Source organism: Variovorax jilinensis (assembly GCF_030316885.1).
Taxonomy (GTDB): Bacteria; Pseudomonadota; Gammaproteobacteria; order Burkholderiales; family Burkholderiaceae_C; genus Variovorax; species Variovorax jilinensis.
Window position 1 is genome coordinate 586,226 of sequence record NZ_JASZYQ010000003.1, and the last position, 21,323, is coordinate 607,548.

Here is a 21,323-nt window from a genome sequence, read left to right on the forward strand (position 1 = left end):
GATCAGTTCAGGCGGCTTCGACGGCAGGGGTGCTGCCGAAGCGTTTCTCGATGTAGTTCTCGACCAGCTGGTGGAATTCGGCGGCGATGTTGTCGCCGCGCAGGGTCAGCGCCTTCTGGCCGTCGATGAAGACCGGTGCGGCAGGCGCCTCGCCGGTGCCGGGCAGGCTGATTCCGATGTCGGCATGCTTGCTCTCGCCGGGACCGTTGACGATGCAGCCCATGACGGCCACCTTCATGGTCTCGACGCCCGGGTACTTCTTGCGCCAGACCGGCATCTGCAGCCGCAGGTAGTCGTCGATCTGCTTGGCCAGCTCCTGGAAGGTGGTGCTCGTGGTGCGGCCGCAGCCCGGGCAGGCCGTGACGCTGGGCACGAACACGCGCAGGCCGAGCGCCTGCAGGATCTCGTTGGCGATCAGCACTTCCTGGGTACGCGATTCGCCGGGCTGCGGCGTGAGCGAGACGCGGATCGTGTCGCCGATGCCCTCCTGCAGCAGGATCGACAGCGCCGTGGCCGAGGCCACCGTGCCCTTGGTGCCCATGCCGGCCTCGGTCAGGCCCAGGTGCAGCGTGTAGTCGCATCGGCGCGCCAGTTCGCGATAGACCGAGATCAGGTCCTGCACGCCGCTCACCTTGCAGCTCAGGATGATCTGGTTGCCGTTCATGCCCATCGATTCGGCCAGCCGCGCGGAATCGATCGCGGACGTGACCAGCGCCTCGTACATGACGGACTTGGCATCCCACGGCTCGGGCCGCTGGCTGTTGACGTCCATCAGGTGGGCCAGCAGCTCCTGGTCGAGGCTGCCCCAGTTGACGCCGATGCGCACCGGCTTGTTCCAGCGCATCGCGGCGTCGATCATCTGGCCGAACTGCTTGTCCTTCTTGTCGCCCTTGCCCACGTTGCCGGGGTTGATGCGGTACTTGCTGAGCGCCTCGGCGCAGGCCGGATAGTCGGTCAGCAGCCGGTGGCCGTTGTAGTGGAAGTCGCCGATCAGCGGCACGTCGATGCCCATGCGGTCGAGCTGCTCGCGGATGTAGGGCACCTGGGCCGCGGCCTCGGGCGTGTTGACCGTGATGCGCACCATCTCCGAGCCCGCGATGGCGAGTTCCTTCACCTGGATCGCGGTGCCGACCGCATCGACGGTGTCGGTGTTGGTCATGGACTGCACGCGCACCGGTGCGTCGCCGCCGACCGTGACGGTGCGCGGTCCCCAGACCACGCTGGCCTGGCGCGAGCGGCGCGCGCTCGGTGCAGCGGGTTCGATCGGCAGGCAGCCCAGGGGCATCGTTGGTTCGGTCATGGGGGGTGGCTTCAGGATTTGACTTCGAAGCGTGCCACGCCGCCGGCCTTGGTGAGCGGCGCCAGGTCGAAGGCCTTGCCGTGCACGCGTACATCGACCGCCGAGGCACGGCCGACCACCACCGAAAGCGGCAGGCTGCCCGTGACGCCGACCGTCTCGCCGGCCTTGACGGTGCGGCGCAACAGCTGCTTGCCGGCCGGGTCGGTGACCGTGATCCAGACTTCGTCGCGGGCCGCGAACACGATCAGGTCGCTGCTTTCGGCCGCAGCCGGTGCCGCGGCAACCGCTGCCGGCTCGGGCGCCGGCGCTGCCGCCTCGAGCGGGGGCGGCATGACGGGCGCGGCGCCCGGCGCCACCGACTCGACCGCCGTGCCGGCAGCCACCGGCGCAGCGCCGTTCGTGGATTCGGTGCTCATGCTGTCGCTATGGGTCAGACGGGAGATCGACGCGCCGACCTGGTCGAATACCGACTGCGGCAGCCAGAACAGGATGCCGGCGCCCACCAGCAGCAGCGCGACCATCGCGAGCAGCGCGCGCGAAGGACGCCAGCCCGCGGTGCCCGAACTCGAACGCGGCGCCGAGGACCGCAGGCTGCGGCTGATCGTCTGGTCGGCATCGGCCAGGCCCGGACGCTGGATGGTCGGCAGCTTGGCCAGCACGGGCGCCGGATCGATCCGCAGCGCGCGGCAGACGCTGGCCGCCAGGGCACGCGCGAACACACGGTCGGGCAGTGCGTCGATGTCGTCGGCCTCCAGGGCCTCGAGCTTCTGCGGCGCCACCTTGAGGGCGGCCGCGACCATCTCGATGTGCAGGCCATGCGCCTCGCGAGCCTCGCGAAGCATGTTGCCGGCGGTCATGTGGGTGCTGTCGCCCGCGACCAGCGGAACGGCCGCCGAGGCGCCGAATTCACTCGCCCGTTCAATCATTGAAATTCCCGCGCTCGTACGCAATTGCCTCCCGCGACTGGGGATAGCGGCGTTGCAACTGGCCCGCGAGCTGCATCACCGCCTCGCGGTTGTTGAGCTGGCGTTCGATCTTGATGCCGAGCCACAGCGTCTCGGCGCTGGCGGCCGGACTGTTGTTGACGCGGCGGATGTAGAACTGGGCGCGTTGCCATTCCTCGCGCTGCGCGAGGATCTGCGCCAGGTTGTAGCCGATCACCGGATTGGCGGCGTCGAGCTCGTAGGCCTGCATCAGGCTGCGCTCGGCCTCGGCACGCTGGCCGGCCTTGAGCTGGCAGATGCCCTGCGTCATCAGCGTCTTGGCGCGGTCGCCGTAGCTCGGGACCGCGAGCGCGGCGCTGAACTGCACCTGCGCGTCGGCGTAGCGGTTCTGCTGGCAGAGCAGCCAGCCGTAGTTGTGCAGCACGTTGGGCTCGCGCGGATTGAGCGCGATCGCGCGCCGGAAGCTGTCCTCGGCCGGGCCCGGATCGTCGAGCCGCATGTAGATCAGGCCGCGCAGGTTGTAGGCGTCGGCGAAGGTCGGGTCGGCCGCCAGCGCCTGCTTGATCTCGTCGAGCGCGATCGTGGTCTGGCCGGATTGGAAGTAGCCGATCGCAAGCTCGACGCGCAGCCGGGCGCGCTTGCGATTGTTCGACTCGTCCGACTCCGTGATGATCGGGGCGGCATTGCTGGCCGCGCTGGGCACGGCGCCATCCCTGGTGGCACAGGCTGCAAGCAGGAAGACGGCGGCGCCGCCGCAAAACACCTGCAACACACGCCTGTGTGCATGAGGAAAGGCCTGGCTCATCGGTTCATTGCTCCTCGGCTGTGGATGGGGCGACCCCGTTGCGGGCTGGCTGCAGCATCACGACGCGCCGCTGCGCCATGCGCTCGGCCGCATGCGTGCGGTCCTTGACGTCGCCGGCGAGCTGGCCGCAGGCGGCGTCGATGTCGTCGCCGCGCGTCTTGCGCACGGTGGTCACGATGCCGGCCTCGCTCAGCGTGCGGGCGAAGGCCAGCACCCGGGGCTGCGGTGAGCGCAGCAGGCCCGAGGCCGGAAACGGATTGAACGGGATCAGGTTGAACTTGCACGACACGTCGTGCGTGCGCACCAGTTCGACCAGTTGTCGTGCATGCTCGGGCTGGTCGTTGACGCCGTCCAGCATGCAGTATTCGAAGGTGATGAAGTCGCGCGGCGCGTGCACGAGGTAGCGCTTGCAGGCCTCGAGCAGCTCGGCGATCGGGTACTTGCGGTTCAGCGGCACGAGGTCGTCGCGCAGCGCATCGTTGGGCGCATGCAGCGACACCGCGAGCGCGACCGCGCAGTCGCCGCCGAGGCGATCGATCATGGGGACCACGCCGGAGGTCGACACGGTCACGCGGCGGCGCGACAGCCCGTAGCCGTTGTCGTCGAGCATGGTGCGCAATGCCGGCACCAGCGCCGAATAGTTCTGCAGCGGCTCGCCCATGCCCATCATCACGACGTTGGAGATCACGCGCTCGCTGCGGCCCAGATGGCGCCGCAGGAAGTGCTCGGCGAACCAGAGCTGGGCGACGATCTCGCCGGTTGTCAGGTTGCGGCTGAAGCCCTGGTGGCCGGTCGAGCAGAAGCGGCAGCCGACCGCACAGCCGGCCTGCGACGACACGCACAGCGTGCCGCGGTCGTCCTCGGGAATGAACACGGCCTCGACCGCATTGCCGTCACCGACGTCGAACAGCCACTTGATCGTGCCGTCGGCGGATTCGTGCTGGGTGATGACCGGCAGCGCCTCGACCCGGGCCGTGGTCGCGAGCTTCTCGCGCAGCGACTTGGCCAGGTCGGTCATGAGCGCGAAATCGGCAGCGCCGCGCTGGTGGATCCAGCGAAACAGCTGCGTCGCGCGAAAACGCTTCTCGCCCAGCCGTTCGCAGAACGCGGCCAATCCCTCCAGATCGAAGTCGAGCAGGTTGGCCGTGGTCATTGCGTGGAGGCGAGCTGGACCTCAGCGTGCGTAGACGTTGAGGCCGGCGAAGAAGAACGCCACTTCGTTGGCGGCGGTCTCGGGAGCGTCCGAGCCGTGCACGGCGTTGGCGTCGATGCTGTCGGCGAAGTCGGCGCGGATGGTGCCGGCGGCGGCCTTCTTGGGGTCGGTGGCGCCCATCAGGTCGCGGTTCTTCGCGATCGCGTTCTCGCCTTCGAGGGCCTGCACGAACACCGGACCCGAGATCATGAACTCGACCAGGTCGTTGAAGAAGGGGCGTGCCTTGTGGACCGCGTAGAACTGCTCGGCTTCGTTGCGCGACAGGTGGACCAGCTTGGCGGCCACGACCTTGAGGCCGGCGGCCTCGAAGCGGGAAACGATCTTGCCGATGACGTTCTTGGCGACGGCGTCGGGCTTGATGATGGAGAGGGTGCGTTCGATGGCCATTGAAGTGCTTTCCTGAGAGCTTGAATCTGGATGGGTTTCGTCAGGGCTTGCGAACAGCGCCGCGTGCGTTCGCACGCGCGACCTGCCAGCCTTGACAAAGCCTCTGATTTTAACCGGCGCGGGAGGGTTCCCCCGCCGTCGTGGGGCGAATGCTCGCCCGCGATGCGAAATTGAGTGCCGGCGTCAGCGTCCGCGACGACGACCGCCGCCGCCACCGCCCTGCCCGCCACCGCCGCCGAAGCCGCCGCCGCCCGGGCCGCCGCGACGCGGTCCCTGGCGTTGTTCCTTGCGCTGGCGCGAGAAGCTGTCGGCGCCGATGTAGCCGAGCGAGGTCTTCATCGGATCGGGCTGGTTGGCACCGCCCGGTGGCCGGTCCTCACCCGCACGGTTGCGGCCCTGCTGGCCTTGCTGACCCTGGCGATCGCCCCGGCCGCCGCCGCCGCCCGAGGCGTTGTTGCGGCGCCCCTGCGAAGGCCCCTTGCCGCCGCGGTCGGTGCGCGCACCGGGCCCATGGGCCAGGGGATTCGGGATCGGCGCCTCGCGCTCGTCGCGCGGTGCGGCACCGGCGCCCCCGCCGTTGCGGTTGCCTCGGCGCTTGCGGTTGCGGTTGTTGCGTCCACCGCCCGCGTCCTGGTTCGGTCCGCGCGCACCGGGGGCCTGTCGCGGCCCGCGCTCTGCGCCATTGCCGGCTGCCTGGAACAGGGCCTGGATGTCGCGCTCGTCGAGCTCCATCCAGGCGCCGCGCTTGAGGCCGCGCGGCAGCACCATGGCGCCGTAGCGGATGCGGATGAGCCGGCTCACGGCATGCCCGACCGATTCGAACAGCCGGCGCACCTCGCGGTTGCGGCCTTCGGAAATGGTCACGCGATACCAATGGTTGGAGCCCTCGCCACCGCCCTCCTCGATGGTCCCGAACTGGGCCATGCCGTCGTCGAGGCGAACGCCTTCGAGCAGGCGCTTCTTCTCCTCGGCGTTGAGCGCGCCGAGCACGCGCACCGCGTACTCGCGCTCGAGGCCGAAGCGCGGATGCATGAGCTGGTTCGCGAGCTCGCCCGAGCTCGTGAACAGCAGCAGGCCCTCGGTGTTGAGGTCGAGCCGGCCGACCGACTGCCACTTGCCCTGCTGCAGCCGCGGCAGCTTGCGGAACACGGTCGGGCGGTTCTGCGGGTCGTCGTGCGTCACGACCTCGCCCACCGGCTTGTGATAGGCGATGACGCGCGCCGGCGGTGGCGCGATGCGGTAGCGGATCGGCTTGCCGTTGATCTTGACCTGGTCGCCGTACTGGATGCGCTGGCCGATGTGGGCGGGCTCGTTGTTGACCGAGATCCGGCCCTGGAGGATCAGCTGCTCCATCTCGAGCCGAGACCCGAGGCCGGCCTGGGCAAGAACCTTGTGCAGCTTCGGCGAATCGGCCTCGGGCAGCAGCACGCGCTTGAGCGGCGGCACCTCGGGGCTTTCCTCGTCGGCATCGAACTGGCCCGAGATGACGTCGGCGAAGCGGATCGGCTCTGTCGGCGGTGCGTTGCGCTGCTCGCGCTCGGCGGCACGACGGGCGCGGTCGAGGTCGTCCTCCTCCTCGTCGGGCTCTTCCTCCTCGTCTTCGTCGTCGTCCTGCCGGTCGTCGTCGCTGCCGCCGGAAGCGGATTGCGCCGCTGCGACCGGAGCAGGCTCGGGCGCCGGCCCGGACTTCGGCTCCGGCGCCACGACCGCGGCTGGCGCCGCTGCAACCGAGGCGCTGGCGGGGGCGACTTCAGGGTGCTCGGCCCGGGCCGCAACCGGCGCCGGCTCGAAGCTTGCCGCAGGCGCCTCGGCCTCGGCCTCGGCCTCGGCCGCTACGGCCTTGGGCTTTCGCGGCCGCCGCTTCTTCGGCGCCGGTTCGGCGCTCGCCGCATCGCTCGCGCCGGCGGCCTCGACAGCGCCCTCGACCGCAGGCACTTCGGACACGGGTTCAGCCGGCAGCGTTGCTGCGTCGTCGGGATCTTTGGGGCTCATGGTCGGGTTCCGGATGGGGCGGCGGTGGTGTCGGCATCGTCGGAGATGCCGGAATCGGCGTCTGATTCAGCGGCCGCTTCTGCTGCGGCCTCGACGGGTTCTGGGGAATCGGAGTCTTCGGGCACTTCGCGTGCTTCTGGCACTTCTGGCACTTCTGGCACTTCTAGAGCTTCGGGCGCTTCGGAAGCCCCGGAAGCTTCGTTGACAGTGGCCGTCGGCTCGTCGCCGCCCGCCGCCTGTTCGAGCGCATCGATCAGCGCCGCCTGCTGCATCGGCTTCTCGATCAGCGGCAGCTGGTCGAGCGACGCCAAGCCCAGGTCGTCGAGGAACTGGCGCGTGGTGGCGTAGAGGGCGGGCCGGCCGACCGTCTCGCGGTGGCCGATCACCTCGACCCAGTTGCGGTCTTCGAGCTGCTTGAGGATGAGCGAATTGATCGTGACGCCGCGGATGTCTTCCATGTCGCCCCGCGTGACCGGCTGCCGGTAGGCAATGATGGCCAGCGTCTCGAGCGCGGCACGCGTGTAGCGCGGCGGCTTTTCGGGATGCAGGCGATCGAGATGGTCGCGCAGCTCGGGCCGGCTCTGAAAGCGCCAGCCGCTGCCGACGCTCACGAGCTCGAGGCCGCGTTGCGACCAGTCTTCCTGCAGTTCGAGCAAAAGCGACTTGATCGTGTCGGCGCCCAGTTCGTCGTCGAACAGCACGCGCAGTTCGCGCACCGGCAACGGCTGGGTCGAACAGATCAAGGCGGTTTCGAGAATGCGCTTGGCATCCGCCGTATTCATGGTTCGCGTTATCCGGGAAAAGGCGCCTCGAGGGCGCTTGTTCAGATGGATGAAAGGGGCGTTGCCGGCACGCGGCGAGAAGCAACGCAAAACCGGCATCAGAGGTGGCCGGCGCGGCCCTCGGGGCCGTCAGGCGCGATTGTAATCCAGCCCCCATTCGGACAAACCCTGAACCATGTCGGGCGGCGGCGGCGCGTGAAACTCCATTGATTGCTGCGTGACCGGATGCACGAAGGCCAGCCGGAAGGCGTGCAGGGCCTGCCGCGCCAGGCCCGCGGCGGGCGCCCCGCCGTAGAGCGCGTCGCCGACCAGCGGATGGCCGATCGAGGCCATGTGCACGCGGATCTGGTGCGTGCGCCCGGTCTCCAGCGTGCAGCGCACGGCGCAGCCCTGGTCGGTGCCGTCCAGCAGTTCGACCAGCGTGCGCGCCGGCTTGCCCGGATGGCGCTCGAGGTCGACCACCGCCATGCGCAGGCGGTTGCGCGGGTCTCGTCCGATGGGCGCGTCGACGTGGCGCGCCCGGGCGCCCTGCCAGCCGCGATGCGCCATGGCCAGGTACTGGCGCCTGACCTCGCGCGCCGCGATCAGCGCCACCAGCGCATCCATGGCCTGACGGCTGCGCGCCACCATCATCAGGCCGCTGGTGTCGCGGTCGAGCCGGTGCACGATGCCGGCCCGCGGCAGCAGCGCGGCGCGCGGATCGAGCGCCAGCAGGCCGTTGAGCAGCGTCCCGCTCCAGTGGCCTGGCGCGGGATGCACCACCAGGCCGACCGGCTTGTCGATGATGCGCAGGTGCTCGTCCTCGTGCACCACGCGCAGTGCCATCGACTCGGGCTTGAAGGCCTGGCTCTGAGGGGTCGGCCGCAGCTCGATGCGGCCGACGGCGCCGGCATGCACGCTGGCCGAGGTCTTGGTGACCACGCGGCCCTCGATCTCGACCATGCCGGCGTCGATGAGCTGCTGCAGGTAGCTGCGCGAGAACTCGGGCACCAGGACCGCCAGCGCGCGGTCCAGCCGCTGGCCGTGCTCGGCCGTCCCGATGCGGAAGTCGCGGACTTCGCTGGCGGCCGCGAGCTCGGCACCCTCCTCGTGCTCGGCCGCCTCGGGGGTGTCCGCCAGGGGGTCGGTCGATATAATCGAGGGCAACTGTTTCACGAAAGCCTTATCTGATGTTTCGCGCCAAATTATCGGTGGTCCCCGCCTGGCTGGCCCTGTGTGCCGGTGCCTGGCTGGTCGCCGGGTGTTCGTCGACGGATGTTGACAAGACCGCGAACTGGAGTCCCAACCGGATCTACTCCGAAGCCAAGGAAGAAACCGATTCGGGTGCCTTCGACAAGGCGGTGCCGCTGTTCGAGAAGCTCGAAGGCCGCGCTGCCGGCACGCCGCTCGCACAGCAGGCCCAGCTCGACAAGGCCTATGCCCAGTGGAAGGCGGGCGACAAGGTGCCCGCCGTCGCCACGCTCGACCGCTTCATGAAGCTGCACCCGGCCAGCCCCGCATTCGACTACGCGCTCTACCTCAAGGGCGTGATCAACTTCAACGACGACCTCGGCATGTTCGCGTGGATGACGCGCCAGGACCTCTCCGAACGCGACCAGAAGGCAGCCAAGGAATCGTTCGAATCGTTCAAGGAACTGGTCACGCGCTTCCCGTCCTCGCGCTACGCACCCGACGCGCGCCAGCGCATGAACTACATCGTGAACTCGCTCGCGCAGTACGAGGTTCACGTGGCGCGCTACTACTACACGCGCGGCGCCTACCTGGCGGCCATCAACCGCGCTCAGCTCGCGCTGGCCGACTACCGCGAGGTGCCGGCGATCGAAGAGGCCCTCTACATCATGGTGATGTCGTACGACAAGCTCGGCATGAACGACCTGCGCGACGACGCCCAGCGCGTGCTCACCACCAACTACCCCAAGAGCGAATACCTGACGCGCGGCTTCCGCGCCAAGGACGATCCCTGGTGGAAGCTCTGGTAGCGCGCCTCAGTCCCGCGCGTCGTTGAGCGCGGCGATCTCGGCTTCCAGCTGGGCCTCGCCTTCGATCCGGCGCATCGGCGGCAGCGCCGCCAGCAGCCGCTTGCCGTAGCCCATCGCCACCAGGCGCGTGTCGCAAATGACGAGCACCCCTCGGTCCGATTCGCGCCGGATCAGGCGCCCCGCTCCCTGCTTGAGCGACACCGCGGCCTCCGGCAGCGAATAGTCGCCGAAGGCGCTGCGGCCCTGCGCTTCGAGCCGCTGCGAGCGTGCCTCCACCAGCGGATCGTTGGGCGGCGGGAACGGCAGCTTGTCGATCACCACCAGCTGCAGCGCATCGCCTGGCGCGTCGAAACCTTCCCAGAACGAGGCCGAGGCCACCAGCACGCAACCGGCGCTGCCCGCGATCGCGCCCTCGCGGAAGCGGTCCATCAGCACGCGCTTGGGCAATTCGCCCTGCACCAGCACGTCGGGCCGGAGGCCGACCTCGAGCCGTTCGAACTGCGCCTTCATGGCGTCGCCGATGGTGCGCAGCGCGCGCAGCGTGGTGGTCAGCACCAGCGTGCGGCCGCCCAGCGTCGCAGCGCCGCGCGCGGCCAGCAGCGCCACCTGCTGGCTGTGGGCCGGATCGTTGGGCTTCGGAAACGCGCGCGGCACGTAGAGCGCGGCCTGGGCGGCGTAATCGAAGGGACTGTGCACGCGCAGCACCTCGGCACCCTCGAGGCCGCAGGGTTCGGTGAACCAGCGCAGCCTGGGGTCGTCGCCCAGCGTCGCCGAGGTGAAGATCCAGGCACGGCCCTGTGCCTCGGGTTCCTGCGCATCGAGCTTCAGCACGCGGGTGCGCACTGCCTCGGCGATGTCCAGCGGCGACTCGACCAGCCGCAGCTGGGTACCGACGTCGACCCAGCGCACCGAGCCCTCCGCGCAGGCATCGGCGAAGCGCTGCGCCCGCTGCGAGAGCTGCTGCGCGCGATCGTGCAGGCGCACGAAGTCGGGCGACAGCTCGCTGACCGTGTCGAGGCCCTGCGCCGCCTGCTCGAAGGCCCGATGCAAGGCCTCGAGCGACTGCTGCCAGGCCGCGGCCGGAATGCCCTCGGGCGCATCGCCGGCCCAGCGCAGCTTGGCGCCTGGCCATTGCTTGCCGACCGCGAGGCGCAACTCGCGCGCGGCGCGTTCGACCCCGCCGACCAGCTCTTGCCAGTCGACCAGACCGCGTGCCTGCTGCAGGCCGGCCGCGAGCAGGTCGCGCCCGAAATCGAGCGCCTGTCCGGTGCCGAGTTGGAGCCCGAGGAACTGCACTCCGGTCTCGTTGAGCTGGTGCGCTTCGTCGAACACGACGACGCGCACGCTCGGAAGCAGTTCGGCCATTCCCGACTCGCGCACCGCGAGATCGGCAAAGAACAGGTGATGGTTGATGACCACCACGTCGGCTGCCATCGCCTCGCGCCGCGCGAGATTCACGTGGCAGGGCTTGAACTGGGGGCACTGTGCGCCCAGGCAGTTGTCGCGCGTGGAGGTCACGAGCGGAATCAACGGGGAGCGCTCGTCGAGCCCCGGCAGTTCGGCCAGGTCGCCGGTGCGCGTGGCCTTGGACCACTGCTCGATCTTGGCCAGCGTGCGCAGCGAGCCGCGCTCGGGCAGCGACGCATCGTGGCGCGCCTGGTCGAGCCGGTGCAGGCACAGGTAGCTCGCGCGGCCCTTGAGCAGCGCGGTGCGAACCGGAAGGCCCAGTGCGGTCACGAGCCGCGGCAGGTCGCGGCCGAAGAGCTGGTCCTGCAGCGTCTTGGTGGCGGTCGACAGCAGCACGCGCTCGCCGCTCAGCAGTGCGGGCACCAGATAGGAGAAGGTCTTGCCGACGCCCGTGCCGGCCTCGACCACCAGCACGCCGCCCTGCTCGATGGTTCGCGCCACGGCCAGCGCCATCTGGGTCTGCCCGTCGCGCTCGCGGAAGTGGTCGGCCGCATGCGAGAGCACTCCACCCTGCGCGAAGACCTCGCGCACCTCTTGTTCGAGCGGCATCAGGCGGGCTCTTGGGGATCGAGCAGTTCGACGAGGCGCGCGATCTGGTCGCGCAGCGCCAGCCGCCGCTTCTTGAGGCGCCGCAGCATCAGCTCGTCCTGCGGCACGACCTCGGAGAGGCGGTCGATCGTGGCATCGAGATCGGCATGCTCGATCCGAAGTTCGATCAGCTGGCGCGAAAATGAGTGAAGATTGGAGTCCAAGGGGCGAGGGGCAAAGCAACGCGGCCGGATGACGGCCGCGACTTGCGTTCACTCGATAATACGTCTTCGTCCCGTTCGAACGACAACACCAACGACCGCGCCATCGGCGCAGCACGCGCCACATGACCCGAGGTTTTCGAATCGCAGCCGCAACCGGTCTCCACAAGGGTGACCGCCCCTACCAGCAGGACCAGGTCCTGATCGCCGCCCACCCCCGCGTGCAGGGCTGCGTGCTGGCGGTGATCGCCGACGGCATGGGCGGCCGCAGCGGCGGACGCAAGGCGTCCGACCAGGTCCTGATGACAGCCCGCCAGATCTTCGCGCGCTACAAGCCGGGGCGTGACGAGCCGATCGGCATGCTGCGCCAGATGCTCGAGGACGCCCACACCGTGATCAAGCTCACGGCCGTCTCGAGCGAGCAGGAGCCGCACAGCACGCTGGCCGCCTTCCTGATGAATCCCGAGGGCGACTGCGCCTGGATTCACGCCGGCGATTCGCGCATCTACCACTTCCACGAAGGCCGCCTGGTCAAGCGCACCAAGGACCATTCGTACGTGCAGGTGCTGGTAGACCGCGGCGAGATCGACGAGGAGGAAGCCAGCGTCCATCCCCAGAGCAACATCCTGCTGGGTTGCCTCGGCATGAAGTCGACCCCGCCGCCGGTCGACGTCCACCTGATCCCGCGCCTGAAGACCGGCGACGTGCTGATGGCCTGCAGCGACGGCCTCTGGCACTACTTCAGCCCGAGCGAGATGGGCGAACTGCTGGCCGAGAAGCCGCCGCGCGAAGCGGTCGAGCTGCTGGTGGCCGAGGCGCGCCGGCGCGCCCACGGCGGCGGCGACAACATCTCGGTGGTGGTCGTGAAGCTCGAGGAGCTTCCGCCCGCCGAATAGATCCCCAGGGCAGGCTGCCCCCCCGCGGCCTTGCCTCAGGGTGGTGGCGGCAGCGGCGCGGAACGCGGCTTGGTCTTGGCGGCGTTGCGCTTCTCGCTCTCCTGGCGCTGCTTCTCGGCGTTCGCGAGCTTGCGCTCGTAGGCCTCTCGCGCGGCAGGCGCCTCGGCACGCCGCTGCGCGGCCTTGGCCTGTTCCTCGGCGTGCGCGCGCTGCTTGTCGTCGAACTGTCGCTGCCGCTCGGCGGCCTCGGCGGCCGTCTGCGCACGGCTTGCCGCATGCTCGGCCGCACGCTGTTCGCGCTCCTGCTGCGACTTGACGGATTCGTCGCGCCTCTGCTGCGTGTCCTGGGGCCGCCCATTGGCGCCCTTCTCGTCCAGCCGGTCGAGTGCCGCTGCACCGCGCCGCTTGCGAACCAGATCGTTGATCGCGGCCTCCTGGCGCTTGATGTCGTCGGTCGCCATGCGTCGGCGCTGCCGGCTTTCCTGCAGGCAGCCTTCGACCGCGAACTTCTTGTAGCAGGCCGCGCGTTCGGTGTCGTAGCGCTGCTCGACCGCCTGGCGCTCCTGCGACAGCCGGGTGCGCTCGGCATCGAGATCGCTGCCGCCCGAGTTCGGGGCCGTCTGCGCCCAGGCCGGCATCGCGGCCAGCAGGACGATCAGGAAGGCGGGAACGAGGTTCTTCATGTGAGGCTGGTGTCGACGGTGCGGCGTTCGAGGGCCAGGAACTCCGCCGATTGCATCTCGTTGAGGCGGGAAACGGTGCGCGGAAACTCATGGGCCAGCGGGCCTTCGGTATACAACGCCTCGGGCGCCACCTCGGCCGACATGATGAGCTTCACGCGCCGATCGTAGAAGACATCGACCAGCCAGGTGAAACGGCGGGCTTCGGAAGCCATCCGCACCGGCATGTAGGGCACGTCGGACAGCAGCACGGTATGGAACTGGGTCGCGATCTCGAGGTAGTCGTTCTGCGAGCGCGGACCGCCGCAGAGCGTCTTGAAGTCGAACCAGACCACGCCGCCGGCCTTGCGCCGCGCATGGATCTCGCGCGACTCGATGTGCAGCACCGGATTCTCGTCGGCGCTCTCGGCGAGGCGCTCGAATGCCTTGCGCATCTCCTTGTCGGCTGCGGCACCGTTCGGCGTGAGGTACAGCCGCACCTGCTCCAGCGTCCGGCGCCGGTAGTCGGTGCCGTTGTCGACGCTCAGAACCTCCATGCGCTCGTTCAGCAGCGCGATCGCGGGCAGGATGCGGTCCCGGTGCAGGCCGCCGGGGTAGAGATCGTCGGGCTTGAAGTTGGACGTGGTGACGAAGCCGACGCCGTTCGCGAACAGCGCCAGCAGCAGCCGGTGCAGGATCATCGCGTCGGTGATGTCCGCGACATGGAACTCGTCGAAGCAGATCAGCTTGTAGCGCTTGGAGATGCGCAGGCCGAGCTCGTCGAGCGGATTGACCGTGCCCTGCAGGTCAGCCAGTTCGCGGTGCACCTCGCGCATGAACTCGTGAAAGTGCAGCCGTGTCTTGCGGCGCAGCGGAACGGCGTTGTAGAAGCAGTCCATCAGGAAGCTCTTGCCGCGCCCCACCCCGCCGTACATGTAGACCCCGCGCGGGATCTCGGGCCGATGGATCAGCTTCTTGAAGGCGTTCGAACGCTGGGCCTTGTAGGCCGCCCATTCGCTGGCGCAGCGATCGAGCGCCTCGACGGCGCGCAGCTGCGCGGGGTCGCTTTGATAACCCCGCGCTACCAGCTCGGCGTCGTACGCCTGCCTGACGGTCGTCACGTACTCAGAAGTTCAGCGTGCGCTTGTCGACGGCCAGGGCCGCTTCCTTGGTCGCCTCGGACAGCGACGGATGGGCGTGGCAGATGCGCGCGATGTCCTCGGCGCTGGCCTTGAACTCCATCGCCACGACGGCTTCGGAGATCAGCTCGCTGACCATCGGGCCCACCATGTGGACGCCCAGGATCTCGTCGGTCGCCGCGTCGGCGAGGAATTTGACCATGCCGGTCGTGTCGCCCAGCGCGCGCGCCCGGCCATTGGCGAGGAACGGGAAGGTGCCGGCCTTGTAGGCACGGCCGCTGGCCTTGAGCTGCTGCTCGGTCTGGCCCACCCAGGCGATCTCGGGCGAGGTGTAGATCACCCACGGGATGGTGTTGAAGTTCACGTGGCCATGCTGGCCCGCGATGCGCTCCGCCACCGCCACGCCTTCTTCCTCGGCCTTGTGCGCGAGCATCGGGCCGCGCACCACGTCGCCGATGGCCCAGACGTTGGGCAGGCTGGTGCGGCATTCCTCGTCGACCACGATCGCGCCGCGCTCGTCGAGCTTGAGGTCGACCGCTTCGGCGCCGAGGCCGATGGTGTTCGGCACGCGGCCGATCGAGACGATCAGCTTGTCGACCTCGAGCGACTGCGCGCCGCCCTTGGCATCGGTGTAGGCGATCGAGACGCCCTTCTTGCCCGACTTGATCTCGCCGACCTTGACGCCGAGTTCGATCTTGAGCTTCTGCTTGGTGAAGGCCTTGAGCGCTTCCTTGGCGATCTGCTCGTCGACCGCACCGAGGAAGGTCGGCAGGGCCTCGAGCACGGTCACTTCGGCGCCGAGCCGGCGCCAGACCGAGCCCATCTCGAGGCCGATCACGCCGGAGCCGATCAGCGCGAGCTTCTTGGGCACGGCGCCGATGCGCAGCGCGCCGTCGTTCGAGAGGATGTTCTCCTCGTCGAAGGGTGTGCCCGGCAGCGCACGCGCATTCGAGCCGGTCGCGACGATGATCTGCTTGCCGGTGATCGTCTCTTCGGCCTCGCCCGAGACCTTGATCTCGTAGCCGGCGTCGGAGGCCTTCACGAACGAGCCGCGGCCGTGGAAGAACGCGACCTTGTTCTTCTTGAACAGGTAGACGATGCCGTCGTTGTTCTGCTTCACGACGTTGTCCTTGCGCGCGAGCATCTTCGCGACGTCCAGGCCCAGGCCCTCGATCTTGATGCCGTGGTCGGCGAAGGCATGGCCGGCGTGCTCGTAGTGCTCGGACGATTGCAACAGCGCCTTCGAGGGAATGCAGCCGATGTTGGTGCAGGTGCCGCCGAGCGCGGGACCGCCCTTGGCGTTCTTCCACTCGTCGATGCAGGCCACGTTGAAGCCCAGCTGCGCGGCGCGGATCGCCGCGATGTAGCCGCCAGGACCGCCGCCGATGACGACGACGTCGAATTGTTTGGACATGAAAGTCTTTCTTTGGTGATCGTGCCGCCTGCGTCCGTCATTCTTCGCGGCGAGCGAAGCGAGGCCCTTTCAAGGACCACCGCGGAACCGGCTTTGCCGGGCCGCTGGTGGTGCCCCCTCGAGGGGGGAGGCGGCTACACGAAGTGAGCAAGCAACGGGGGTGGGTCAGATATCGAACAGGAGGCGCGACGGATCTTCCAGCGCTTCCTTCATGGCAACCAGGCCCAGCACGGCTTCGCGGCCGTCGATGATGCGGTGGTCGTAGCTCATGGCCAGGTAGTTCATCGGGCGAACGACGATCTGGCCGTTCTCGACCACTGCGCGGTCCTTGGTCGCGTGCACGCCGAGGATGGCCGACTGCGGCGGGTTGATGATCGGGGTCGAGAGCATCGAGCCGAAGGTGCCGCCATTGGAGATCGAGAAGGTGCCGCCGGTCATCTCCTCGATGCCGAGCTTGCCGTCCTTGGCCTTCTGGCCGAACTCGGCGATCTTCTTCTCGATGTCGGCGAAGCTCATCTGGTCGGCGTTGCGCAGGATCGGCACCACCAGGCCGCGCGGCGAACCGACCGCGATGCCGATGTCGAAGTAGCCGTGATAGACGATGTCGTTGCCGTCGACCGAGGCGTTGATCACCGGGTACTTCTTGAGCGCATGCACCGCGGCCTTCACGAAGAAGCTCATGAAGCCGATCTTGACGCCGTGTTCCTTGGTGAACGCGTCCTGGAACTTCTTGCGCATCTCCATGACCGGGGCCATGTTGACTTCGTTGAAGGTGGTGAGGATGGCGTTGGTCGACTGCGACTGCAGCAGGCGCTCGGCGATGCGGGCGCGCAGGCGGCTCATCGGCACGCGCTCTTCAGGGCGGTCGCCGAGGTCGGGCGCGCGGGTCGGTGCGGCCACCTGAGGCAGCGCAGCCTTGGGCGCGCCGGTCGGGGCCGGCACGGGCGGCGCCACCTTGGCGGTGGTGCCCGAGGCGACGGCACCGAGCACGTCGCCCTTGGTCACGCGGCCATCCTTGCCGGTCCCGGCGACGTCGCCGGTCTTGAGATTGTTGTCGGCCAGCAGCTTGGCGGCAGCGGGCATCGCGACATCGGACTTCGAGCCGCCGGTGGCGGCGGCAGCTGCGGCGGCCGGCGCGGCGGCGGGCGCGGCTGCTGCTGCGGGGGCTGCGGCAGGCGCTGCGGCGCCGGCCTTGCCTTCGGTATCGATCTTCGCGATCAGCTGTTCGGCCGTGACAGTGGCGCCGTCGCCCTGGACGATCTCGGCCAGCACGCCGGCGGCCGGCGCGGGCACTTCGAGCACGACCTTGTCGGTCTCGATCTCGATCAGGATTTCATCGATGGCAACGGCTTCGCCGGCCTTCTTCTTCCACTGCAGCATGGTGGCCTCGGCCACGGACTCGGACAACTGGGGGACTTTGACTTCAACGATGGACATTTTTATCTGCTCGCTTCGTGTTCTTTTAAAAAGTGATCGAGGGGCACGGCGGCCCCTCTGTGGTCTCTGGATCTCTTGCTACTTGGTCAGCACGAAGCCCTTGAGCTTGCCGAAGGCGCCGTCGACCAGGGCCTTCTGCTGCTCCTGGTGCAGATGCGAATAGCCCACGGCCGGCGAGGCCGAGGCGGCCCGGCCCGAGTAGCCGAGCTTCTGGCCTTCCTGCATGTTCTCGTGGATGTAGTGCTGCACGAAGAACCAGGCGCCCTGGTTCTGCGGCTCGTCCTGAGACCACACCACGTCGACCAGGTTCGGGTACTTGCGCAGTTCGGCGCCGAAGGCCTTGTGCGGGAACGGATAGAGCTGCTCGACGCGAATGATCGCCACGTCGTCGCTGCCCCTCTCCTCGCGCTTCTTGGCCAGGTCGTAGTAGACCTTGCCCGAGCAGGCGATCACGCGCTTGACCTTGTCGGCCTTGAGATCCTTGCTGTCGGGAATGACCGTCTGGAAGCTGCCCTTGGTGAACTCCACCAGCGGCGAGGTCGCATCCTTGTTACGCAGCAGCGACTTCGGCGTCATGATGATCAGCGGCTTGCGCAGGTTGCGCACCATCTGCCGACGCAGCAGGTGGAATATCTGGCTGGCGGTCGTGGGCTGCACCACCTGCATGTTGGTGTCGGCCGCGAGCTGCATGAAGCGCTCGAGCCGCGCCGAGCTGTGCTCGGGGCCCTGTCCCTCGTAGCCGTGCGGCAGCATCAGCGTGATGCCGTTGACCCGGCCCCACTTGACTTCGCCCGAAGCGATGAACTGGTCGATCACGACCTGCGCACCGTTCACGAAGTCGCCGAACTGCGCTTCCCAGATCACCAGCGTGTTGGGGTCGTTCGAGGCGTAGCCGTATTCGAAGGCCAGCACAGCCTCTTCCGAAAGGATCGAGTCGATGACGACGAACGGTGCCTGGTTGTCGGCCACGTTCTGGAGCGGCACGTAGGTGCCTTCGTCGAACTTCTCGCGGTTCTGGTCGTGCAGCACCGCGTGGCGGTGCGTGAAGGTGCCGCGGCCGCAGTCCTCGCCCGACAGGCGCACCGGATAGCCGCTGGCGACCAGCGAGGCGAAGGCCATGTGCTCGCCCATGCCCCAGTCGACGTTGACGTCGCCGCGGCCCATGGCGGCGCGGTCGTCCAGCACCTTCTTGACCAGCGGATGCACCGTGAAGCCTTCGGGCGCCTTGGTTATGCGCTCGGCCAGCCGCTTCCACTCGGCGGTGGGAATGGCGGTGTCGCCCGCGTCGGTCCACTTCTTGTTGAGGAAGGGGCTCCAGTCGACCGCGTACTTGCTCTTGAAGTTGGTGAGCACCGGGTCCGAGGTGTTCTTGCCGGCGTCGAAGGCGGCGCGCTGGGCCTTGACCATGTCGTCGCCGAGCGTGGCACCCAGGCCCTGGGCCGCGAGCTTGTCGGCGTACAGCTTGCGGGTGCCCGGGTGCTGGGCGATCTTCTTGTACATCAGCGGCTGCGTCAGCGCGGGCGTGTCCTGCTCGTTGTGGCCGAGCTTGCGGAAGCAGATGATGTCGACCACCACGTCCTTCTGGAATTCCATGCGGAACTCGAGCGCGAGCTGGGTGGCGAGCACCACGGCCTCGGGGTCGTCGCCGTTCACGTGCAGCACCGGCGCCTCGATCATCTTCACGATGTCGGTGCAATAGAGCGTCGAGCGGCTGTCGCGCGGATCGCTGGTGGTGAAGCCGATCTGGTTGTTGATCACGATGTGCACCGTGCCGCCGGTGGAATAGCCACGGGTCTCGGCCAGGGCCAGCGTTTCCATCACGACGCCCTGGCCCGCGAAGGCGGCGTCGCCGTGCACGATCACCGGCAGCACCTGCTTGCCGAGCGGGTCGGCGCGACGGTCCATGCGGGCGCGCACCGAGCCTTCGACGACCGGATTCACGATCTCGAGGTGCGAGGGGTTGAAGGCGAGGCTCAGGTGCACCGGGCCTCCGGCCGTGGTGACGTCGGAGCTGAAGCCCTGGTGGTACTTGACGTCGCCGCTCGGGAGTTCCTCGGGCGCCGTGTGGTCGAACTCGGCGAACAGGTCGGCGGGCAGCTTGCCCAGCGAATTGACCAGCACGTTGAGGCGGCCGCGGTGGGCCATGCCGATCACGATCTCCTGGACGCCCTTGAGGCCGGCCTGGTTGATCAGCTCGTCCATCGAGACGATGAAGCTCTCGCCGCCTTCCAGCGAGAAGCGCTTCTGGCCGACGTACTTGGTGTGCAGGAAGCGCTCGAGGCCTTCGGCAGCGGTCAGCCGCTCGAGCACGCGCTTCTTCTGCTCGGCGCCCAGCAGCGGGTTGGTGCGGGCGCTCTCGAGCTTCTGCTGCCACCAGCGCTTCTGGCCCTGGTCGGTCATGTACATGTACTCGGCGCCGATGGTGCCGCAGTAGGTTTCGCGCAGCGCGTTGAGCAGATCGCGCAGGGACATCGTGTCCTTGCCGAAGAAGGTGTTGCTCGTGTTGAACACGGTCTCGAGGTCGGCGTCGGCGAAGCCGTAGAACGAGGGTTCGAGTTCGGGAATGGCGGGACGCTCGGTGCGCTTGAGCGGGTCGAGGTCGGCCCAGCGGGCGCCGACGTTGCGATAGGCGGCAATCAGCTGCTGCACGGCAGTGCGCTTGCGGCCGAGTTCGGAATCGGCGCCGCTCGCGACCACCACCTTGGTGGTGCCCTGCTTGGCGCGTTCCGCGAAGGCGTTGATCACCGGAAGGTGCGGGACGTCCTTGGTGTTGCTGCCGTCGGTGGCCGGCACGTTCTGCAACGCGTCGAAATACGAACGCCAGTTGTCGGGAACGCTGCCAGGGTTGGAGAGGTAGTTTTCGTACATCTCCTCGACGTAGGGCGCATTGCCGCCGAAGAGGTATGTATTGCCTTGATAGGCGCTGTAAACGGACGAAGCCGTCGACGAGGAATCGCTCATATTCCGCTGACCTTCGCTTCCCTGAAGGAAGCACTAGCTGGTTTAAGAAACCTTCCGCGACACGGCTGGACCGATTGGCGGATGCGACTGTGGCTGGGGAAGGGCCTGAGTACTCCGTCATTGTGCCACGTCAACCATTTGACATCGCCTGGGGCGTTCTCAAGGGGTCGCGGGAGGGGAATGACGGCTCAGGGTCGGCGAGGCGCGTGTCAGGGTCAAGTCGGCGATGCCGGACCCTGACAGCGCAAGGGCCTTTAAGCGTTCGACGCTCAGCGAATGGTGGAAAGGCGTCCGAAAGCCGTGCCGCAGCCCATGGTGCTGCTGCATTCCCTCACGAGCTCGGCCGAGCGCGCCGATTGTTCGGCCATGCGCCGGTCGAGCGGCTTCCAGCTGCGGCAGAGCGGAACGACGAACACCCAGCCAGCGACCAGCGCAGCGACCGCAGCCGCGAACAACACCCAGTACATCAGAACCATGATCGACTTTCTTGTTACACCGTGTTGCGAGTCTGCCCGCTTACGGCCCCCAGCGCGAGAGCCGGCTCGCCCGGCCTGTGCAGTTGCGCACGGTTGCGGCCGGTCGGATTTCACGACCTCCCGCTAAACCTTCGGCCGGCCACCCACGGTCGGTCAAGCGTCGAGCGTGATCAGGCCCTGTTCAAGGCAGCGCTCGTAATCGGCCAGGGGAATCGCGGCCACCTGGACCTCGCCTTCGTCGCCCCAGCTGATCACCGCGCTGTCGATCGACATCTGGACCTCGATCGGACCCTGCGGGATCGCGATCAGGGGTCCGTCACCGGCGCGGTATTCGACCGTTCCTGTCACTCGGGCATTTGCGGGCATCGGAATCCTCCATCAAAAACGACATGGCAAGCCGCTGGGCTTGGCGGGAGTGCCAGCGTACAGCAAGCCCACCCGCGTCGTGCCCGGGATAGGCCTCGTCCTGCAGCAACATCCGGATTTCTCCGCCATCGAGTCGTGGGTCGGAACGCGATCCTCGAGTCCTACCTACGGAGAACCCCATGGCCGACGACCTGCATGTGCTCGAAGACCGGAGCAGCACCATCGATATCAACCAGGCAAGCGAAGTCGACCTGTGGTGTCAGCGCCTGGGCGTGAGCGAGATGGCCTTGAGGCAGGCGGTGGCCGACGTCGGCGCCTCTCCCGAGCAGATCGCCGTGCACCTCGGCAAGAAGTGAG

Annotated in this window: 20 protein-coding genes; 3 read left to right on the forward strand and 17 right to left on the reverse strand. The window is 68.0% G+C overall.

What is annotated here, in order from left to right; translation table 11 throughout:
* Positions 1-7: 7 nt before the first annotated feature.
* The 8 genes from ispG to QTH87_RS14390 all read right to left on the reverse strand — a co-directional run bounded on the left by ispG (position 8) and on the right by QTH87_RS14390 (position 8,578).
* Positions 8-1,300 carry a flavodoxin-dependent (E)-4-hydroxy-3-methylbut-2-enyl-diphosphate synthase gene (gene ispG, locus QTH87_RS14355; protein WP_286609915.1) on the reverse strand — a complete coding sequence of 431 codons (1,293 nt, stop codon included), beginning with the start codon at positions 1,298-1,300 and terminating at the stop codon, positions 8-10.
* A gap of 11 nt (positions 1,301-1,311) precedes the next feature.
* Positions 1,312-2,226: a helix-turn-helix domain-containing protein gene (locus tag QTH87_RS14360; RefSeq protein WP_286609917.1), complete on the reverse strand. Its 915-nt coding sequence runs from the start codon at positions 2,224-2,226 to the stop codon at positions 1,312-1,314.
* Positions 2,219-3,049 (reverse strand): type IV pilus biogenesis/stability protein PilW, encoded by an 831-nt coding sequence (gene pilW, locus QTH87_RS14365; protein WP_286609918.1) that lies wholly within the window; start codon positions 3,047-3,049, stop codon positions 2,219-2,221. Before pilW ends, QTH87_RS14360 begins: the two co-directional genes overlap by 8 nt.
* A 4-nt stretch (positions 3,050-3,053) precedes the next feature.
* Positions 3,054-4,202 (reverse strand): dual-specificity RNA methyltransferase RlmN, encoded by a 1,149-nt coding sequence (rlmN, locus tag QTH87_RS14370; RefSeq protein WP_286609920.1) that lies wholly within the window; start codon positions 4,200-4,202, stop codon positions 3,054-3,056.
* Between the two features lie 21 nt (positions 4,203-4,223).
* Entirely contained in the window at positions 4,224-4,649 is a 426-nt protein-coding gene (gene ndk, locus QTH87_RS14375) for a nucleoside-diphosphate kinase (protein WP_286609921.1), read from the reverse strand.
* Positions 4,650-4,832: 183 nt separating this feature from the next.
* On the reverse strand, positions 4,833-6,641 hold the full coding sequence (locus QTH87_RS14380; protein ID WP_286609922.1) for a pseudouridine synthase: 1,809 nt from the start codon (positions 6,639-6,641) through the stop codon (positions 4,833-4,835).
* Complete coding sequence (gene scpB / locus QTH87_RS14385) at positions 6,638-7,423, reverse strand: SMC-Scp complex subunit ScpB (RefSeq protein WP_286609924.1); 786 nt, start codon at positions 7,421-7,423, stop codon at positions 6,638-6,640. Before scpB ends, QTH87_RS14380 begins: the two co-directional genes overlap by 4 nt.
* 129 nt (positions 7,424-7,552) lie before the next feature.
* Positions 7,553-8,578, reverse strand: coding sequence for an RluA family pseudouridine synthase (locus QTH87_RS14390; protein ID WP_444812789.1), 1,026 nt, complete (start codon positions 8,576-8,578; stop codon positions 7,553-7,555).
* 14 nt (positions 8,579-8,592) lie between these two features.
* On the opposite strand from QTH87_RS14390, the gene QTH87_RS14395 reads away from it, so the two are divergent.
* Positions 8,593-9,402 carry an outer membrane protein assembly factor BamD gene (locus tag QTH87_RS14395; RefSeq protein WP_286609926.1) on the forward strand — a complete coding sequence of 270 codons (810 nt, stop codon included), beginning with the start codon at positions 8,593-8,595 and terminating at the stop codon, positions 9,400-9,402.
* A gap of 6 nt (positions 9,403-9,408) precedes the next feature.
* On the opposite strand, the gene yoaA is transcribed toward QTH87_RS14395, so the two are convergent.
* Positions 9,409-11,418: a DNA repair helicase YoaA gene (yoaA, locus tag QTH87_RS14400; protein ID WP_286609927.1), complete on the reverse strand. Its 2,010-nt coding sequence runs from the start codon at positions 11,416-11,418 to the stop codon at positions 9,409-9,411.
* On the reverse strand, positions 11,418-11,621 hold the full coding sequence (locus QTH87_RS14405) for a YdcH family protein (protein ID WP_286609928.1): 204 nt from the start codon (positions 11,619-11,621) through the stop codon (positions 11,418-11,420). Before QTH87_RS14405 ends, yoaA begins: the two co-directional genes overlap by 1 nt.
* Before the next feature lie 122 nt (positions 11,622-11,743).
* Between QTH87_RS14405 and QTH87_RS14410 the strand changes: the two genes are divergently transcribed.
* The gene (locus QTH87_RS14410) at positions 11,744-12,514 is read left to right on the forward strand and encodes a PP2C family protein-serine/threonine phosphatase (RefSeq protein ID WP_286609930.1); all 771 of its coding nucleotides are present in this window, start codon (positions 11,744-11,746) and stop codon (positions 12,512-12,514) included.
* A 35-nt stretch (positions 12,515-12,549) separates the two neighbouring features.
* Here QTH87_RS14410 and QTH87_RS14415 read toward each other — a convergent pair whose 3' ends face one another.
* The 7 genes from QTH87_RS14415 to QTH87_RS14445 all read right to left on the reverse strand — a co-directional run bounded on the left by QTH87_RS14415 (position 12,550) and on the right by QTH87_RS14445 (position 20,966).
* Complete coding sequence (locus QTH87_RS14415) at positions 12,550-13,197, reverse strand: hypothetical protein (RefSeq protein WP_286609932.1); 648 nt, start codon at positions 13,195-13,197, stop codon at positions 12,550-12,552.
* On the reverse strand, positions 13,194-14,294 hold the full coding sequence (gene zapE / locus QTH87_RS14420) for a cell division protein ZapE (protein WP_286609934.1): 1,101 nt from the start codon (positions 14,292-14,294) through the stop codon (positions 13,194-13,196). The genes QTH87_RS14415 and zapE overlap by 4 nt, the downstream gene beginning before the upstream one ends.
* Before the next feature lie 4 nt (positions 14,295-14,298).
* Positions 14,299-15,726 carry a dihydrolipoyl dehydrogenase gene (gene lpdA / locus QTH87_RS14425; protein WP_286609936.1) on the reverse strand — a complete coding sequence of 476 codons (1,428 nt, stop codon included), beginning with the start codon at positions 15,724-15,726 and terminating at the stop codon, positions 14,299-14,301.
* Between the two features lie 165 nt (positions 15,727-15,891).
* Entirely contained in the window at positions 15,892-17,163 is a 1,272-nt protein-coding gene (gene odhB / locus QTH87_RS14430) for a 2-oxoglutarate dehydrogenase complex dihydrolipoyllysine-residue succinyltransferase (RefSeq protein WP_286609939.1), read from the reverse strand.
* Positions 17,164-17,241: 78 nt separating this feature from the next.
* Positions 17,242-20,124 carry a 2-oxoglutarate dehydrogenase E1 component gene (locus QTH87_RS14435; protein ID WP_286609941.1) on the reverse strand — a complete coding sequence of 961 codons (2,883 nt, stop codon included), beginning with the start codon at positions 20,122-20,124 and terminating at the stop codon, positions 17,242-17,244.
* 269 nt (positions 20,125-20,393) lie between these two features.
* On the reverse strand, positions 20,394-20,600 hold the full coding sequence (locus QTH87_RS14440; protein ID WP_286609943.1) for a hypothetical protein: 207 nt from the start codon (positions 20,598-20,600) through the stop codon (positions 20,394-20,396).
* Between the two features lie 153 nt (positions 20,601-20,753).
* Positions 20,754-20,966: a hypothetical protein gene (locus QTH87_RS14445; RefSeq protein WP_286609945.1), complete on the reverse strand. Its 213-nt coding sequence runs from the start codon at positions 20,964-20,966 to the stop codon at positions 20,754-20,756.
* 179 nt (positions 20,967-21,145) lie between these two features.
* On the opposite strand from QTH87_RS14445, the gene QTH87_RS14450 reads away from it, so the two are divergent.
* On the forward strand, positions 21,146-21,322 hold the full coding sequence (locus tag QTH87_RS14450) for a DUF3606 domain-containing protein (RefSeq protein ID WP_286609946.1): 177 nt from the start codon (positions 21,146-21,148) through the stop codon (positions 21,320-21,322).
* The last annotated feature ends 1 nt before the right edge of the window (position 21,323 follow it).

Bases quoted from the DNA above. Each gene is read 5' to 3' on its own strand.
- ispG (WP_286609915.1), bottom strand. From the start codon at position 1,300: ATGACCGAACCAACGATGCCCCTGGGCTGCCTGCCGATCGAACCCGCT.
- QTH87_RS14360 (WP_286609917.1), bottom strand. From the start codon at position 2,226: ATGATTGAACGGGCGAGTGAATTCGGCGCCTCGGCGGCCGTTCCGCTG.
- pilW (WP_286609918.1), bottom strand. From the start codon at position 3,049: ATGAGCCAGGCCTTTCCTCATGCACACAGGCGTGTGTTGCAGGTGTTT.
- rlmN (WP_286609920.1), bottom strand. From the start codon at position 4,202: ATGACCACGGCCAACCTGCTCGACTTCGATCTGGAGGGATTGGCCGCG.
- ndk (WP_286609921.1), bottom strand. From the start codon at position 4,649: ATGGCCATCGAACGCACCCTCTCCATCATCAAGCCCGACGCCGTCGCC.
- QTH87_RS14380 (WP_286609922.1), bottom strand. From the start codon at position 6,641: ATGAGCCCCAAAGATCCCGACGACGCAGCAACGCTGCCGGCTGAACCC.
- scpB (WP_286609924.1), bottom strand. From the start codon at position 7,423: ATGAATACGGCGGATGCCAAGCGCATTCTCGAAACCGCCTTGATCTGT.
- QTH87_RS14395 (WP_286609926.1), top strand. From the start codon at position 8,593: ATGTTTCGCGCCAAATTATCGGTGGTCCCCGCCTGGCTGGCCCTGTGT.
- yoaA (WP_286609927.1), bottom strand. From the start codon at position 11,418: ATGCCGCTCGAACAAGAGGTGCGCGAGGTCTTCGCGCAGGGTGGAGTG.
- QTH87_RS14410 (WP_286609930.1), top strand. From the start codon at position 11,744: ATGACCCGAGGTTTTCGAATCGCAGCCGCAACCGGTCTCCACAAGGGT.
- QTH87_RS14415 (WP_286609932.1), bottom strand. From the start codon at position 13,197: ATGAAGAACCTCGTTCCCGCCTTCCTGATCGTCCTGCTGGCCGCGATG.
- lpdA (WP_286609936.1), bottom strand. From the start codon at position 15,726: ATGTCCAAACAATTCGACGTCGTCGTCATCGGCGGCGGTCCTGGCGGC.
- odhB (WP_286609939.1), bottom strand. From the start codon at position 17,163: ATGTCCATCGTTGAAGTCAAAGTCCCCCAGTTGTCCGAGTCCGTGGCC.
- QTH87_RS14435 (WP_286609941.1), bottom strand. From the start codon at position 20,124: ATGAGCGATTCCTCGTCGACGGCTTCGTCCGTTTACAGCGCCTATCAA.
- QTH87_RS14440 (WP_286609943.1), bottom strand. From the start codon at position 20,600: ATGGTTCTGATGTACTGGGTGTTGTTCGCGGCTGCGGTCGCTGCGCTG.
- QTH87_RS14445 (WP_286609945.1), bottom strand. From the start codon at position 20,966: ATGCCCGCAAATGCCCGAGTGACAGGAACGGTCGAATACCGCGCCGGT.
- QTH87_RS14450 (WP_286609946.1), top strand. From the start codon at position 21,146: ATGGCCGACGACCTGCATGTGCTCGAAGACCGGAGCAGCACCATCGAT.